This window comes from Streptomyces olivaceoviridis, assembly GCF_014650115.1.
Classification (GTDB): domain Bacteria; phylum Actinomycetota; class Actinomycetes; order Streptomycetales; family Streptomycetaceae; genus Streptomyces; species Streptomyces olivaceoviridis.
Map to the genome: position 1 here is coordinate 1 of NZ_BMUI01000063.1, position 16,591 is coordinate 16,591.

A 16,591-nucleotide genomic window follows, 5' to 3' on the forward strand; every position below is an offset into this window, starting at 1 on the left:
CCCGCTCCGCGTGAGCGGAAGCGGTTCGCTTCGCTCACCGCCAGGCGGCACGCGCTCCGCGCGCCCCGCCAACTACAGGGCATCCGGCCCGCGTTGCGGGCCGGGGCCGGCCTCCGGCCGACCCGGTGGCCTCCGCTGCGCTCCAGCCACCCATCACCCCATCACCTGACCCCACGTCACCCGCCGTACCACGTGGGCGCGCCACGCTCCGCGCGGCCCACCCACGTGGCCTGCGGCCCGAGCGGCAGCAAGGAGAGGGAGGGGTGACGGGTTGTCGGGAGAGTGAGAGGCCGAACCGGGGGAAGTGCGGCCGAGTTGACCGGCTGTCAGGCTGGCCGTAAGGCCACAGTAACAGTATCCAGCCACGTTCGAGGGATTTTCTCGGATCCAAGTGCTTCAGTTTGAATCACGAGATAGACTCTGGACTCAGATAACACCACCACTGAGGGAGCTGGCCCGGTTTCCGATCACGCTTCCGGTTACTGGCCCGAGGCTGTGACCCGGTTCCGGTGAGGTTCACCGTAGCCGATCGCACACCGTCTACGTGCAGGTATCCCGCTTCCTGTCCAGCTAAGAGCCCAGGAGAAGGCAGACGGATATGTCGACCACAAGCCGAACCGATCAGCGTGAGGCGGCGCAGCAGGAAGCCGTTGACGCGGTTGTCCGTGCCCTCGAATTGCCTGCAAGATCGCTTGCGCCTGAGAGGGGGCTCCGGACTCAGGTGATCATGGCGACCGGGTCCGGCAAGACCCGGGTCGCGGCCCGCAGCGCGGAGAAGCTCCGTGCGGGCCGTGTGCTGGTGCTCGTCCCCTCGCTGGATCTGCTTACCCAGACCGAGGTCGCGTGGCGCGAGGCGGGCCGCACGGGCCCGATGATCGGGGTCTCGTCCCTGCGGGGCGAGGAGGTGTCCTTCCCCAACACCACGGACGTGGAGGAACTGGTCGACTGGGTGCGGCCGTTCGACAAGGTCACCGTGTTCGCCACGTACGCCTCCCTCGGGCTGGGCACGCTGGAGCGCGCGCACAGGGCCGGCCTTCCGGGCTGGGACCTGATCGTGGTCGATGAGGCGCACCGGACGTCGGGGCGGCTGGGCAAGCCGTGGGCGGTCGTCCACGACAACACCCGCATCCCGTCCCTGCGTCGCCTGTACATGACCGCCACGCCCCGTCTGTGGCAGCTGGACGAGGATGCCGAGGGCGCGCCAGGTGAGCTGGTGGCGTCGATGGAGGACGATCCGGACGGGCCGTTCGGCGCGCGCTGCTTCACGCTGACGTTGTCGGAAGCGATCGACCGGGGGATCTGCGCGCCGTACCAGGTGGTGTGCGTGGACATCACCGACACGCAGCTCCAGGCCGCGCAGCTCCTGGGCGCTGAGGGGCGCTCGGACGAGGTCCGCGGGGCCCGGCTCGCAGCTCTCCAGACCGCGCTGCTCAAGGCGTCCTCGGAGGAGGGCTTTCGGCGCACGCTCGTTTTCCACCACGTGGTGAAGGAGGCCGAGGCGTTCGCGGCCGGCCTTCCGGACGTCGCCAAGCGGCTGCATGCCGCCGACCCCGAGCTGTACCCGCGCACGATCTGGGCGGACTGGCTGTGCGGGGAGCACAAGCCGGGTCACCGGCGGCGGGTCCTCGGGGAGTTCGCGTCCGGGATCGCCACGGACGGCACGGTCGTGGAGAAGGGCTTTCTGGGCTCGGTGAAGGTCCTCGGGGAGGGCGTCGACACCAAGAACTGCGACTCCGTGTACTGGGCAGACGTGCGCGGCTCGATGCCCGACCTCGTCCAGGCCGTGGGCCGCGCGCTGCGGATGCAGCCGGGCGAGGGAAAGGTAGCCAGCCTGGTCGTGCCGGTCCTGCTCGGGCCGGGCGAGACAGCGGACAACATGCTCACCAGTCGGGCGTTCGGCGGGCTGGCGAAGCTGCTGGAGGCGCTCAGGGCGCACGATGCCCGGGTGGTGGAGCAGCTCGCCGAGCAGCAGGCCCCCAGCGCCTACAAGCCCGTCCAGAAGGGGGCGCAGGGCCCCGAGAGCCGGGGCGAGGGGAACGGGGGCGGCGGCCCGTCGGCGCCGGCGCGGAAGCTGCTGAAGTTCTCTACGCCGCGCGACCCGGCGCAGCTGGCCGCGTTCATCAACCTGCGGGTCCTCAACCCCGAGCACGAGCACTGGCGGCGTGGCATCGAGGCCGCTGTCATCTACGTCCGCGAGCACGGCGACCTCAAGGTCCCGTTCACGTACCGGGTGCCCGGCGGCCAGGACCAGGCGGTGGAGGCCGAGGGGTGGCCGGCCTCGCTCGCGAACTTCCCGCTCGGGCAGTGGATCGCCGACAACCGGCGGTTCTACGCCCGCGGTGCCATGGATGAGGACCGCGTCGAGCAGCTGGAGAAGCTGGGCATGGTGTGGTCGCACTTCGACGTCGCGTGGGAGGAGGGTCTCGCGGCGGCGCGCGGGTGGGCCGAGGTGAACGGGCACCTGCTGGCGCCGCTGGACGCCACCTACCAGGGCTACAAGGTGGGCATCTGGCTGAAGAACGCGCGGGCCGCCGCCCGGAAGGCCGCCGAGATCGAGCAGCGGCGTGCCGAGGGGCTGCCGGTTCAGTCGTCGGCCGGGGCGCTGTCGGACGAGCGGCGCGAGCAGTTGGAGGACATCGACCCGTCGTGGTGCCCGGCCTGGCCGGTGGAGTGGCAGCGTGCCTTCCATCTCGTCCGGCTCCACCTGGAGGCCGGCCGCCCGCTGCCCACGTCGCCGGGCGACGTCGTGCACCAGGGCGAGGACCTCGGCCGGTGGGTGCGCTCGGTCCGGCTCGGCTGGGACAACCTGACGACCGTGCAGCAGTGGATGTGCGAGCAGGTCCTCGGGATCGAGCCTGTGGCCGAGGACGAGAAGCCGCCCCCGCGCCGCTCGCAGGCCGACAAGTGGGCGCTGAACTACGAGGCCGCCAAGCAGTTCTACGAGCGTGAGGGGCACCTGCGGGTACCGAGGAAACACATCGAACGGATCGTCGGCGAGGACCAGGAGGAGCGGGAGCTCCGGCTCGGGGCGTGGATCGGGAACCAGCGCAGCCGGGCCGCGACGCTGTCCCCGGAGCGGGTGGGGCTGCTGTCCGCGATCGGGATGCGGTGGTCGTGATGGGCGTCGTGGTCCTCGTGGCCGTCGTCGCGCTCGCGGCCGGCTATCTGCTCGGGCGGCTGCGTCCGTGGAGCCGCCTGGGCGACTGGGCGGCCGATCAGGTCCGCTTCACCGGGGCGTGGGTGCGGGGCGGCGCCGGGCGGCAGGCCGTCGTCGTCCTGGTCCACGTCGTCACCGCGCCGCTCACCAGCTGGCGCGTGATGCGCGCCCCGGCCACCGAGACGCGAGTGTCGGCGCCCGTACACGATCCGGACTGGGTCGCCAACCGCTCCCGGGGAGAGCACGAGTAGACGGAAGGTTGCCGACTCCCTTACTGGCAGTCGGCTCACTGGAGGACTTCGACAGCGCAAGGCCCGGACCAGGCGTCCGGGCCTTCGTCGTGCCCCGGGATCTTTCTTCCCGGCCGCTGCTGTCCGGGTCCCGCCTTCCAGCCCTACGGGGTGAAAGAGCCGTGCCCGGCAGGACGAGACGCAAGCACCCGAGCCCTGTCACTGTCCCGCCCGCCATGTCGAACTCACGCCGGAGGCAGTACCGATGACCAGCCGCCAGACACCCGGGGCAACACCCGCACCGATCGCCGCTACGCTGAACACGCCCACCCTGGGCCGGGCCGAAGCCCCACAGGGACGCTCTTCTACAGAGAGCCGCAGCAGGACCGCCGACCGCGAGGCGCGCACCACCCCCACGCGGACGACACCACCACAGGTGTCCGCTGTCCTCGATCCCTCTGCTCAAGGGAGCAGCATCATGACCCGGGACAACGTTCCCGCGCCCGTCCAGCCGCCCGACCCCGCGCCCGCCCCGCAGCAGCCTGCCGTGGGTGCCGGCCTGACCGCCGCGATAGGCCAGGGCACCGCGCAGGGCGCCGCAAAGGCAGCCGCCCGGTTCATCAGCGACCGGCTGGTGGACAAGTTCCTCACCAACCCGCCCGACTGGCTCAGAGCCCTGTGGCACGCGCTGCCGAAGCCCTGGGAGTAGCCGCCCCGGCCGGGCAGGACGGTCCTGCCCGGCCGGTGTCGCCGCTCGCGCGTCAGCCGCGGAAGCGGGAGAGCCATGTGCCGGCGGCCTTCTGCCCGGGCACGGCCTGGTCGTGCACCTGGTGCTCGGGCTCGGCCTGCTCGGCTTGGCGTTCGACGGTGATGGCTTGCTGCTTGCAGTCCTCGCACAGGTGCGGGTGGGTCTCGCGCGGGGCGCCCCACCCGGCGGGCTCGATGGCCTTCCACCGTTCGTCGGTGAACCGAGTGCCACAGCCGGCGCACACCGGACGGCGGGCCTCTCGCTCGGCCCGGTGCTGTGCGGCGATGCGGCGCAGTTCCTCCTGGTGCTCCCGCTGGCGGGCTTCGTACTCGGCCTGTCGGCGGGCGTCGTGGGCTTCGCGGCGCGGGTTGCCGATCGCCTCGAGGAGGGTCTGGTTGTGCGGGCGGCCGAAGCGCCGGAAGACCGCTCCGGCCGGGCCGTGCTCCTGGAGCTGCTTCATGCCGGTGACGACGATGGGCAGCTTGCCGTCGTACATGTGGAACCCGCCGTCGTACGCAGTGCCCTTCCAGTGCCGCTCGGTCAGCTCGGCCAGCTGCGCGATGACGGTGTTGGGGTTGCGCGGGCCGATCCGGTTGAAGACGAGCAGCAGCGGCGGGTGCGGCTGGTCGCCGTGGCGGCCGTCGGGCACCCACCAGCGGGTGCGCCACATCGGCCGCTCCTTGCCGTCGACGTCCTTCACCTTCCGCTGGCAGAACCGCATGTACTTGTCGATCTTCGCGGCGAGGACCTGGGCGGACTCGAAGCAGTTGTCGATCTCCACGAACAGCAGCGGCACCCCGTCCTCGGGCGCGGTGATGACGATGTCCGCCTGGGCGCCGCCCTTGCCGGGGTTGGACCAGGTGCCCGTCGCGGGCAGCGGCACCTCGGTCGCGTAGGAGGCGATGGTGCCCAGTCCGGCAGGAGCATCGAAGGCGGCCTGCGCGGCAGCACGGACGTCGGCCGGCTCGCTGGCGAGCTGGGACAGGTCCGGCTTCGGGCGCAGCAGGGCGAGCACGGCTTCGTTGACCGTCATCGGGTGGGAGGCTCCCGTGCGGCCCGCGCCGCGGGCCGGGTCGCCCATCTCCCCCACCGGCCGCCCCAGCTCGCGAGCAGCGGCCTTCAGGCCCATGGGCGTCAGGTTGCGCAGCCTGTCCCCGCCCGGGATCTGCCCGCCGTTCTCCGCCAGGCCGTGCTTGCGCAGATCGGACAGCGCCCCGGTGTGCGAGGCAGTGCGGGCCTGCTTCCGCTTCGAGGGCGTCGGCTTGTCGGTGTGCCGGTAGCTCAGGTGCGGGGCTGAGATCCGCTGGATCTGTTCGACGGTTGCGACCTTCAGCACTCCGAGCACGCGCAGCACATCACCGCGCAGGTTGTTCGACGACCCCGCCGGGTTCTCCTCGCGCTTGCCCGCCATCAGCTGCGCTCCCTCCCCGTCATCTGGTGCGCGCGGCCACCTGCCGGGCGTCGGCCGCGCCCGGCCGCAGAGGGCATCCGGCCCCCGGACCCGATGATCTCCTCCTCCACGGACATCACAGAGAAGTTCAGGAGGAGAGAAGAGGGTTGTGACAACGCGGCGCGCGGCCGTATCTGCGTGGTGACCTGGGCTTTCTCCGTCCGGCTCGGTGACGGGCACCAAAGTGGGTTCCACAGTGGCGTCCCGAGTGCGCACCGCAGGAGGCCGGGGCGGCTTGCCCAGTGCTGGTCGGGCCCGTGGTCGGGGCGGGCGCGTCGGGCGCCTGCCGGGGGTCGGTGCGTGGTCATCGCGGTGGCTCCTTCGCTTCGGGCCGCCCTGGTGGGCGGGGATTCGAGGGAGCAGCGTGCAACCGACCCCCTTGTCCGCGGTCTGACCGGGGCCGGTAGCGGGCGCGGTCAAGGAGAAACGCGGTCGCGTTCGGGCGGTAGCAGAGGTGGACAAGGGGATGGAGTCGGGTTCGTGGTCGGGCCGACCACGCCGGACAAGGGGGCCCGCTTTACCCCTTGCAGCCCCGATATGTCCGGTTCGAGTAGGGAAAGAGAGTTCTCCGTCCTCCGTCCACAGGCCAGGGCGCCGACCATGTGGGAACGACGCCGTGAGTCTCGCGGCGGACATCGTGAGGAGAGCTTGATGCCGTACCTGATCCCGTCCCGTACACCGCTGACGCCCGAGCAGGTGGAGCGGGGATTCGACTACCTCCTGGCGCTGCAGACAGGTGGCGGCGGCGCTGTCGCCGGGCGGGCGGAAGCGGCCCCGGAGCTGACGTTCATCCTGCTGCAGCTGGCCGAGGACATCGTCTGGCCTGTCACGGCCATGGACAGGGAGGCCGACCCGTGCGCGGAATCCTTCGCGCTGGACGAAGTCGGGTGCGCGCTGCGGGACTGGGCGCGGGACTCCCCCACCACGGCGGCACTGGGCATCGCCCGCAGCATCATCCGGTTCACGGCGAACGTCGTCCCGGACCCCGACCACCCGGACACCGCCGACACCCTGCAGTCGATGCGCAGCGAGCGCCTGGTGCTGGCGCACGCAGTGCACCCCGCACCTGGCGCCCACCGGTAGCCGCACCACCGTGGGAGTGGATGCCATCGGTGCGGCCGGCGGCGCGCCAGTGGTGTGCATCGGGTGGGGCCGGTGCGGTGGAGCGTGCCGGTGGGCGGCGTCTCACTCCGGCAATACGACTGCCCAGGCCGCCCATGAGGTGCCATACACTTCGCGACAGTTCGAGGATGCCCCAGTACGATCCGGGTGTCCGCCGAGTTTCGTCAGCTCGGGCGATACAGAACGATCAGAGAGGTCAGCAGACCTGCGGCTGCCAGTGCCAGGCCAAGCACTCGGTGACGATCCCGCGCGGCCAGTGCTATGGAGCAGGCCCATAACCCACCCGCCATGGTGGCAGCCGCCCAGCCGCCAACCGATTGCCCGGCGGCGAGTGGGAGAGGCGCGAGGAGCAAGCTCGGCGGGACGACCACGATCCTAGGGCCGATGCCCAGTACCTTGTAGACGATGGCAAGGACGACCGAGGCCGTCGCGAATATGAGGGGGAGGATGGCCAGGTCCCACCAGGTGAAGCACATGCCGCCGCTCGACGCGCATGTCTGTTCGCGGTGGCGCTCGGTCAAGGCCAATGCCTGGCAGGCGGCGAAGGACAGCAGCACGCCGGTGGCGGCCGCTCCCGCTGCTTGCGTAACCGGCCGAGGTTCCATGTGGTGGGTCATGCGAGTAAGCCTTTCAGAGGCTGACAGCAGGGGCCTGAGTACATGTACTCAGGCCCCAGGGTCAGTTCCTGGTCACATCCCCTGGAGGGTGTGCTCTAGAGCTGCCGCGTAGAGTCCGGCTCCTGCTGGCTTGGGGTGAAACGACTGCATGGACACATTGGGAGCTTCGTTGTCGGCTTGCTCCCTCCCGGTTTCCACGATGCCGTGGATGCTTTCGGGATCACCGCAAATGCCCTTGCCCACGAACTCGTCACGCGGGTCGGAGAACACCGCCCATGATCCGGCGTCTTCGGTGGCTCCCTTCATCTCAGTCGTGAGGGTATTCCCCAGTGTGACAACCCATTGAGCTTCAAGGTCCTCGTAGGCTCCGGGAAGACAGCTGTGATCGTCTTCCACTAGCTGCGGGTAACCCATGAGGACCACCTTGGCGTAGGGCGCCTTGGTGTGGATGGCCTGGAGCGTCTTCACAATTTGAGGGCGGACGGCATCGTGCAGCCACCCAGGTGCCCAGTCCTTCAGGGCGCCCGTCGTGCCACCCGTTTTCTCACCGGTGGCGGGATCGATTTTGTCGAGCTCCGCGTACGGGCAGGTGGTCAGCGAAGGGACCGGGATGTCGATGCACTTGCCCATGATGTCCGAAAACCGGGCGTCGTTGCCGCCGATCGACAGCGTCACCAGAGTCGTGTTGTTGTCCAGGTATCCAGCCTGGACTTGCGGTACTTCGTGAGAGTCTTGCTCCTTGCCGAGAATGTTGTACGTGCGGGCGCCTGAGCAGGCCACGAAGTGGTAATCCATAGTCGAATCCAGGTTGTCGGCCATGGACCCGATGGACGTGCTGTATCCGGGCAGCGTCGCCTGCCGTGACCAGGCGAGCTTGGAACGGTGGCACTTGTCGGTCTCGTAGCCGCCGGAGGTGTCCGGGTGGTCAGTTTCCGGGTACAGGTCCGCACCTCCCGGCGCCGTGGCACCTTCGCCGGATGAGTAGGAGTCGCCCATCGCGACGATGGAGTTGGCCGGCTTGCCGGGCAGAGGCTGGAAGGCCACCGCGCCCCAGGCGATGTCCTCGTCCGCGGTTCCGTCGTCGGTCGCGTTCGACAATTCGACCTGCGGGGTGCCGGTGAAGTGGAACGCGCCCAGGCTGACCCATCCGCCCGCGCGCTGGAGCACGTAGCGCTGGGAGCTGGTGCTGTCCGTGCCCAGCACCTTGTAGGCGGCCTGCCGGGTCTGTGCGCCGGTGTCGGGCAAGTGGACCAGGACTCGGGCCCAATTGAGGTTCTGGCCGAGAGTCCAGGTACCGTCGATGGTCATGTAGCCGGCCGGGCCACCGAAGTGGTCGGCGTTGCGGGTGTGGGTGTACCAGTAGTGGCCGCCGTAGCCGCCGCCTACCTGGTGCAGGTCTGCCTTGGCTTCGTAGCGGCCTTCCGTGCCGGGGTTGAACGAGAACTGGAAACTTCCCGCTGACGAGACCGGTCCGCAGTCACTCCAGGTCGGCGTTCCGTTCGGGACCGACGCGACGACCTTGGCCCCTGACGGGGCGGTGCACACCGGCGTACCGGTCTTGAGACGGTATCCGCGCCCCGGTTCCTGCACCAGAGACTGGTATTTGATGTTCTCGAAGCCGCAGGTGGTGGCGCAGTCGGCCTTCCAGGTCACGTTGGGCGCGTTCCACCAGTACTGGGCGTAGCACTCGGCATCCGGGCAGTCGGGCGGCGTGTCGGAATTGCAGTTGTTCTTGGAGTTGCAGAACGCGTCCAGCGGCGGTGCGACATGCGCACGGTTGTATCGCGCGCTGCCTGGGAACGAGACGTCCAGGCTCGTCCCGTTCCAGTAGGCGGGGCGGAAGCCGGCGGAGGAGAAGCCGGACTCGCCGGGCCAGTCCTGGCGGCCGGAGGTGGCGTAGGAGTAGCCGGTGTCGATGGACCAGGCTGCCCAGCCCATCACCTTCAGCTCGTAGGGCCAGTCCTGTGGATGGGCCGCGTCCTTGTTGGCCTGCGGTCCGTCCACGTCTGTGTTCATGAACGGGTGGCCCCAGCCCTTGGCGTAGATGGGGTTGGCCGGGTTGTTGTACCAGCCCAAGCCCCAGTTTCCGGCATGGTTGCCGGCCTCTGACGGCGGGTTGAAGCCGAGGTTGTAGTTCCACACGGCGGTGAACCAGTTCTCCACCTTGGACGGATCGTCGTTGTTGACGGTGATCGTCTGTCCGTCCTTGTGGACCTCGTTCCACTTGTCGGCGAGGATCTTCAGGGATGCGGCGATGTTCGTCGCGTAGTCGATCGCGATGAGTTTCTGCAGGGCCGGGTCAAGGCTGGTCTCGTGTTCCTTCTCATGACCGGCCAGTCGCATGCCGTCGGTCACCTGGCCCACGCCGTAGCCGCAGTCGGATTTGTCCCAGTTGATCTGCCAGTAGGCGGCCGGGTCGTTGGGGTCGGCCTTGTGGCCGTAGTAGCCGTCGACGGCGGCCAGGGGGTTGCCCATCTGGCCGGGGATCGAACCGCCTTCGGCCTGCCACAGGTTGGACTCCTGGGCCATGATGCCGAGGAGTACGTTGGCCGGGATCCGGCCGTTACCCGCGAGTTTCGGCACAGGGAACAGTGCCTGTGGGTCGACGGTACCCAGGCCAGCCTGGTCGCGGTAGCCACCCTGGCGGATGTAGCTCGCGCTCAGATCACCGCGCACCGCCATGTCGACCGCCCACTCGACCTGGTTCGAGGTCGGCTGCAGCGCCTGTGCCTTGACGTCGTTGCGGGATACGGCACACCAGCGGTCGTCGTCGGTCGGGGAACTCGCGACCAGGCTCGCCAGGGAAGCGGTCTTCGGCCGGTGCGCGCCGGTGGCCGCCGCGAGGGCCGGGGAGGGATCGTGCCCCGAGCCGCTGCCGGCCGCTTGCTGCACGCTCTGCGTCAGCCTCGCCCCGGTGGCGATGGCGGTGCTGGTGACCGTTACGGGCTCGTCACGGTCGTCAGCGGGTGTGGCCGTCTGCGGAGCGGGTTCCGTGGACTTCGTGAAACCCTTACCCGCGTCCTTGATGTGCGCCAGGCCAGCGCGTACGCCGGGAGTGAGGACCGGGTCGATCGCGAGACGGCCGTGCGAGGACACATCGGTGCCGGCCGGAGCGTCGAGGCGAGTGACTCCGGTTCCCGCTGTGGCGGGGCTGCCTTTGGGGTGGCCGGTGAGGAAGACCCTTCCTTCACCACCTTGCATGAGGGCCAGGTCGCCGAGTGGGCCTGAGGCGATGGTCTTCGGCTTGGCGCTGCCGGTGAACAGCTTGGCGTGGGCGGTGGAGTTGCCCTTGCGGTCGAGGAAGGCGATCTTTCCGTCGGCGGCGGGCCGGATGTCGAACGGGGCGCCGTCCGCGTCCGCGATGTTCTTCACCTTGCCGGAGCGGTCAATGTGGACCAGGCGGCTGGCGAGTGCGGCGACTGCTCCGTCCTTGACCGGCACCGCACTGGTGGCCTCCCCCCTCAGCCCGGTGTCGCCCAGCATCTTGCCGGTGGTGCTCACCGTCATGACACGGGTGCGGGTCTTGACCGGATCGTTCATGTCCCGGAAGGCGGTGAAGGCGGCCGTGTGGGTCTGCGTGTTACAGGAAGGGTCGAAGTACGCCAGGGAGGCCGTGAACGGTAACTTCGTCACCTTCCCGTTGGCGGTGTTGACGATGGCCGCGAATGCGCCGCCCTGCATCAGGTCCGGCTTGTTCGTGAACGATCGAGGCGCGTACACGGCGGCGACATGGTCACGGTCTATGGCGCACTGGTTGCCGATCCACGAGTCCGCCGGTAGGCCGGGCTCGGATAACTCGGCAGCGGTCTTCCACTGGTACGCCTGGCTGCTGTCGGCGACCAGAATCTTCAGACCGCTGGTGTCCGCGGCAGCCGTCACGGCCCGGTCCTTGCTGGTCTTCCAGCCCTTGCCGAGCTTGGTGTCCGGACTCGCCACGCGTGCGGCCGTCGCCGGCTTCCCGTGGCTGGGTCGCGGCAGCGGCTGTGAGGCCGCGACAGCGGGCGCAGCGTGTATCAGGGTGCCGGTCAGGGCTGCGGTGGCTATCACGGCGGCCATCGGGACGATTCTTTGTCGTCTCAATCTCAAGAGGGATTCCTCGGGGTTTGGGGGTTCGTGCGCTGATTCGGGCACGGCTGAGCCCGCCCGCCCCGGCCATAGGGGGCTGAAGGGCGGGCGGTAGTTCGAGATGGTGGGCCAGCATTCCGGACCGCGGCAACGACAGTTGTCGTGTCCAGGACGAGGTGCCTGATAGGGCGCCGCGGGCGTGATCATGTCGCTGCCCGCGCCAGCCCTGACGGTCAGAGCACATCTGGCCGAGGTGGTGGAGCACTTGGTAGCGGTCCGCACTAAGCGGGCGGACGGAGTGCCTGCCCAGTCAGTGGGCGCCGGCGAACGTGTCGGCCTTGACGACCTTCAGGCTGATCTTCGAGCCGTCCGCCGTCTCCTTGAGGCCGGAGGCGGTGATGTCCGTCTTCGTCGGCCATGTGGTGCCCGGCCAGACACCTTCGGCCTTCTCGGTCACCGAGAACGGAGACTTCTTCGTGCCGCCCACGACCGTCACAGTGACGGTGTACGTCATCCGCTCGTCCCCGTCGTTGTGAATGGTCAGCGGTACGACCTCACGTCCCGACTCCAGGCGAGGGGTGTATGCGATGACCTCACCCCCCGCCGCCGTGGCCGCGGCCTTACCGAACCCATAATCTGCGGGATCCGGGACAGCGGTGTTGGTCGGGCTGACAGGATCACCACTGGGAGCGGCGGCCGCGCGCTGGGCAGCCGCTTCCTGTGCTGCTTTGCTGAGGCCGCCGGCCGCCTTCGACGGCTTGGGCGGCTTGGGCGCTGCCTCGGCAGCTACCGAGGACCGTGGCGAGGAGGACGCGTCGGCCTTTTGGCCTCCCTGGGTGCCGCAGGCGGTCAGAGCAAGCGTCCCTGCTGCCATGGTCACTAACAGGAGGCGCGCGGGAACCCGGGCTTTGCCGGGTAGGTTGTCAGTCACAGGTGAACATGTACTCGGTTTTGAAGTTAATGTACAAACTGCTCGAGCTCTGGCCCATCTTCGCTGTCACGGGCGCACAGACGGAGCTGGCGACGTAGACGGGACCGGCGTACTCGGTGAAGTTCCCGGAGTCCGTGTCACAACCGGTGCCGTCCACCTTGCACACGTGCAGGTACATGTACTGCGACACCCCGACGTTGTTGTCGAGGATGGCGCACCCCTTGCTCCCGTTCTGGTAGGAGTACAGCGTGCCAAGCCGCTGACTGGGGTCCGTACCCTCAGGAAGCGGAACGCCTCGGAACAGCGTGTACCCAGTCCCGCACACGGTAGCTGCTGCCGCCGCGGCCTGAGGGTCGGCTTGGACGAGGGCTCGAGTGGCCGCGTCGGCTCTCGGCGAGACCGAGACGGCAGGCTGTTCGGCCGCCACCGCCTGCGGCGCGGCCATCGCACCTAAGGTCAGAACGGCAGCAGCCGTGACAGCGCGCAGACTTGCTCTGAGCTTCGACATTTTCGCTTGCTCCCTGAAGATCACTCCAAAGGCGGGCAGGCGGAGCCGTGCCAGCACCAACCCCCGCCGCTGACAGCGCAGTCCGAGCCAGTCGCGGGCTGCAGGACCAGAGGTGATGACGCCGCAGATCCGCTCATGCGTTCGGAACGCAGAGGTCAACTTAACCGCAGCCCGGATCTCTCGGCAGGGGTTCACCGGGAGTTGGGGACTGCGTGACCGAAAGTCGATAATCCAAGAAAAAACCAAAAGAATGGCCCGAGGGGCAAACGTGAGTCAGCCTTGAACAAAGACACACCCAAGAGGGTGTCAAGATATGCATAGTGAGTAGGCACTCAAGTACCTGAAGGCCGCGAAGCGGTGGACAGCACGTCGTGCATGGAACGACTGAAACAGGAGCCTCACAGGTGCCCTGTAGCCACGACGTCCAAGCACCCGTCGATCTCGTATGGCGTGGTCCAGCGCTCGTTCCGGTGGTCATGGCAAGGTCCCAGGACACACGGCAGATGGGCGCGGGCATCACGTCCTGGGGCCGGTGCCGTCCCTGCAGGACGGTCACTCCGGCAGACCGCACGTGATGCCGTTGGCACGCGATGAACTGTTCCTCACGGAAGCTTGCCACTGCGTCGAGGCGGCCCCCAAAGCGTCAAGGGGGAATGCGGCGGGCGCGCACCGGCTGGAGTTGCGGCATCGTCCCCGGAGATGCCGCAACTCCCCCACGATGTCGTCCACTCGGTGGAATGGAAGACATCGTCGGTGCACACCACGGCATCGGGTGCGCGCCATCGGGTCCACTCAGTGGCCGGCCTCCCGGCCGCGGTGCGGTCCGGGCTCCTGCGGGCGATGCGCCTGCTGCTCGTCTTCGCGCACCGGGTGCGGCCTCTCGGCATCCTCACGGTGGGCGTAGCGGTTCATCGTCGTGCGGGCTCGGTCGGCCGCCGTGGTGTATGCCTCCACGAGGCGCCGCAGGCGTTCGGCGGTGAGATCGAGGGCTTCCACGTCCGTGCGGGATTCCCGCAACGCCCGCAACGCCGTCATGTCCATCGCCTCACGGCGGCCGGGCTCCTGCTCCTGCTCGCCACGCTCGGCGTCGGCCCGCTCGGGCGCGAGCAGCTGCTCGGGCATCGCCGCCTGCTGGTGGGCGACGACGTCGTACGCCCGGCCCCGCACGGCGGTGGCGGCGGTGCGCAGCTTCTCACGCACCACCGCACCGGCGAGGACGGCGCGCTCGTACTGGAGCGGAATGCGGGGGATCTCCCACTCCCCCACGTCCTGGCCCGGCGACCGGGGAGCAGCCAGCTCGCCGAAATCGGCCGGGGGCTGCCGGTCCGGTTCGGATGCCGGAGTGAGTGGGCGGCGCCGGGCGGGGAGGTCGGACAGGGACCAGCGGGCGGTATAGAGGCGGTAGCCGGCCTCCAGGCCGCGTACGGACGTCGGCTCGCTGATGTCCAGGCAGTGGGTGGAGATGGCGGCGGCCACGACTTGGTCGTCCAGGCCGGGGTCGCGGCGGCGGCCGCGCAGGACGAGGGCGAGGTGGCGACGGGCTTCGGCGAGCAGGTGCCGACGGTGGAACCGCCCGCCGTCATTCATCACAAACACCGTCGCGGCGACATCGACGGCCGCCAGCGCTATGTCGACCACGGCGGCGACCCGGGCCCGGATCGCCACGGCGGCGGCGCGGGCGTACTCGAGGAGGGAGGTGATGACGTCCGCGGCGACCCCGGAGGTGAGGATCGCGCTCGCCTTCCACCACGCACGCAGCTGCGCGAGCGGCCGGGCCGACTGCTTGGGTGGGCGGGTCTTGCGGGCGGCTATGGCGTTCAGCTTGGCGCGGGCCCGCTCGGAGACCATGGGCAGGAACCGCGGCTCGCCGTCGTCGCCGACGGCGGTGACGTACTCGTGCTCCAACTCGGTCAGGCAGGCAGCGATCTGGTCGCTGCGCCGGGACGTCCAGCGAATCAGCTCGTGCGGCACCCCCGCAATCTCCATCACAGGCCGGCGCCCCGGAGTGACGGTGCGCGGCTCGGTCGCCAGCCCCAGCGCCTCGCAGACCTCCGCGGCCACCAGCTCGTTGTAGAGCGCGGAGGCGGCCACGGTGTTCTCGTGCAGGGCGGTGGTGTGGATCGAGCCCCACTTCCCGTCCAGGCGCTGCCCCTTCATCGACAGCAGCAGATGGTCATGCAGCAAGGGCCGCCCCGAGCGAGCCTCGTAGTGGCGGAAGCGGGCGGCGACCAGCCCGCCAGGCGGCCGCACCCGGTAGATCCCGTCCTTGCCGTACCGGATCACCGCCACCTCGTCCTCGATCCACTCCAGCACCCGCTCGATCGCCCGCTCGTGCGCGGCCTCGATCACCCGCCGCGTCTCCTCATCCCCGAACGCCCACAGGAGGTAGATCGTCGGCTGCGGCCGAAACACGAAGTCGACCCCGGTCACCATCACCCGGCGCCCGAGGGCGCCGGCCTTGAACGCCTTCTTCGCCGACTCGCCCTTGGCGAGCAGGTCGGCCTCGATCCGGTCCGCGTACGGGTGCCGGCCTCGCTCGCCGAACAGGTTCCGCAGCTGCGCCTCGGTGACCTCCTCACCCGGCGTCAGGCCGAGCACGGCCAGGCCGCGGCCCATCCAACGCCCTACCGGGACCCCGGCCTGCTCCTGGGCGACACGCAGCGGCCTGCGCGCCGGGCGGCGGCCGTCACCGACAACAGTCTCGCGCAGGTAGTAGCGGTACATCTGACCGGCCCGGATAACCCTGATATCCACTGTCATGCAGACCACGCCACACGGCTCTGACCTGCAAGAAAAGGCCGACCAGCAGCACGTACCGCCAGGCGGAAGCAGCGGCCGAACTTTCTTCTCAGGCGCCCGCCGGGCGGGAAGCGGCCCCGGGCCGGACGCGAATGTCATCGCTCTCCGGCAGCCCTCACACCCCGACCCGAACAACACCAACAAGCACCACTGAGCATCACCACGCGCCAAGGAACGCGACCGCCAAGGAAGCACCGCCTACAGCAGCCCCCGGCATCCGTCGGGGGCTTCGTCGTGCTGCCCGGAGGAGACCACCGTGCCCACCTTCGAGACCCTCCCCCGCTTCACCGCCGACCTTCAGCACCTCACCCCCGCCCAGCGCCGGCGCTTCCGCCGCGTCGTACGGGAAGCCTTCGTTCCCGACCTGCGCACCGGCCGCCAGTTCCGCCCCGGCTTACGGATCAAGGGGGTGCGCTGCGCGCCGGGCGTCTACGAACTCACCTGGGCGCCGGACGGGCGCGCGACGTGGTCGTACGGCGGGGAGATAGTCGCCGGGCTCCCCCACATCGTGTGGCACCGGATCGGGACCCACAGCATCCTGGACCAGCCCCTGGGTGGACGTTCAGCGTGTCGTCGTGGAGGCACCGCGTGCGCACGGACATCGATGTAGCGCAGGTCCCACTGTTCGACGAGGGCGGCGCTTCGCGGTGATCGTTTCTGCGAGCAGGTGATCGGGGAGTGGCGTATCCCGGGTCGTGCTACGCCAGTTGATTGACCGCATCAGATCACCTTCTGGCCATTTCCCTGTCTCTGATGCACGAGATGCCGTCTACTTCGACCACTTAAGTCGTGGCTGGCGACAGGAAAAGGAAGAAAACGTCCGGGAGTGAAAACAGGCCACGTCCGAAACGCGGAGCTACGGAATCCGGGGATATTTCCCTGAACGTGGCAACGAAAATCCACTGTCCTCGATCTTTCGTGACGGTCTGCCGACGGAGTCGGCAGACCGTTTCGCGTTCCGTAG

Annotated in this window: 11 protein-coding genes; 5 read left to right on the plus strand and 6 right to left on the minus strand. The window is 69.0% G+C overall.

Going from position 1 to position 16,591, the window contains the following annotated elements; all coding sequences use genetic code 11:
- Positions 1 to 598 precede the first annotated feature (598 nt).
- From IE273_RS42245 to IE273_RS42255, 3 genes are all read left to right on the plus strand, one after another.
- Positions 599 to 3,118, plus strand: coding sequence for a DEAD/DEAH box helicase (locus tag IE273_RS42245; protein WP_189820419.1), 2,520 nt, complete (start codon positions 599 to 601; stop codon positions 3,116 to 3,118).
- Positions 3,118 to 3,408, plus strand: a complete 291-nt coding sequence (locus tag IE273_RS42250; protein WP_189820420.1) for a hypothetical protein — start codon at positions 3,118 to 3,120, stop codon at positions 3,406 to 3,408. Before IE273_RS42245 ends, IE273_RS42250 begins: the two co-directional genes overlap by 1 nt.
- Before the next feature lie 457 nt (positions 3,409 to 3,865).
- Positions 3,866 to 4,096 (plus strand): hypothetical protein, encoded by a 231-nt coding sequence (locus IE273_RS42255; protein WP_189820421.1) that lies wholly within the window; start codon positions 3,866 to 3,868, stop codon positions 4,094 to 4,096.
- 52 nt (positions 4,097 to 4,148) lie between these two features.
- Here the strand turns inward: IE273_RS42255 and IE273_RS42260 are convergent, their stop codons facing one another.
- Positions 4,149 to 5,546 (minus strand): replication-relaxation family protein, encoded by a 1,398-nt coding sequence (locus tag IE273_RS42260; protein ID WP_189820422.1) that lies wholly within the window; start codon positions 5,544 to 5,546, stop codon positions 4,149 to 4,151.
- Between the two features lie 690 nt (positions 5,547 to 6,236).
- On the opposite strand from IE273_RS42260, the gene IE273_RS42265 reads away from it, so the two are divergent.
- On the plus strand, positions 6,237 to 6,668 hold the full coding sequence (locus IE273_RS42265) for a hypothetical protein (RefSeq protein ID WP_189820423.1): 432 nt from the start codon (positions 6,237 to 6,239) through the stop codon (positions 6,666 to 6,668).
- Between the two features lie 203 nt (positions 6,669 to 6,871).
- Here the strand turns inward: IE273_RS42265 and IE273_RS42270 are convergent, their stop codons facing one another.
- The 5 genes from IE273_RS42270 to mobF form a co-directional block, all read right to left on the minus strand.
- Entirely contained in the window at positions 6,872 to 7,324 is a 453-nt protein-coding gene (locus tag IE273_RS42270; protein WP_189820424.1) for a hypothetical protein, read from the minus strand.
- A gap of 72 nt (positions 7,325 to 7,396) precedes the next feature.
- Positions 7,397 to 11,380 carry an SGNH/GDSL hydrolase family protein gene (locus tag IE273_RS42275; protein WP_189820425.1) on the minus strand — a complete coding sequence of 1,328 codons (3,984 nt, stop codon included), beginning with the start codon at positions 11,378 to 11,380 and terminating at the stop codon, positions 7,397 to 7,399.
- A gap of 319 nt (positions 11,381 to 11,699) precedes the next feature.
- The gene (locus IE273_RS42280; protein ID WP_189820426.1) at positions 11,700 to 11,903 is read right to left on the minus strand and encodes a hypothetical protein; all 204 of its coding nucleotides are present in this window, start codon (positions 11,901 to 11,903) and stop codon (positions 11,700 to 11,702) included.
- Positions 11,904 to 12,312: 409 nt separating this feature from the next.
- Positions 12,313 to 12,828, minus strand: coding sequence for a hypothetical protein (locus IE273_RS42285; protein ID WP_189820427.1), 516 nt, complete (start codon positions 12,826 to 12,828; stop codon positions 12,313 to 12,315).
- Between the two features lie 792 nt (positions 12,829 to 13,620).
- Entirely contained in the window at positions 13,621 to 15,588 is a 1,968-nt protein-coding gene (mobF, locus tag IE273_RS42290; protein ID WP_189820428.1) for a MobF family relaxase, read from the minus strand.
- 295 nt (positions 15,589 to 15,883) lie between these two features.
- Here mobF and IE273_RS42295 point away from each other — a divergent pair, with 295 nt between their 5' ends.
- On the plus strand, positions 15,884 to 16,237 hold the full coding sequence (locus tag IE273_RS42295) for a hypothetical protein (RefSeq protein ID WP_189820429.1): 354 nt from the start codon (positions 15,884 to 15,886) through the stop codon (positions 16,235 to 16,237).
- Positions 16,238 to 16,591: the final 354 nt, after the last annotated feature.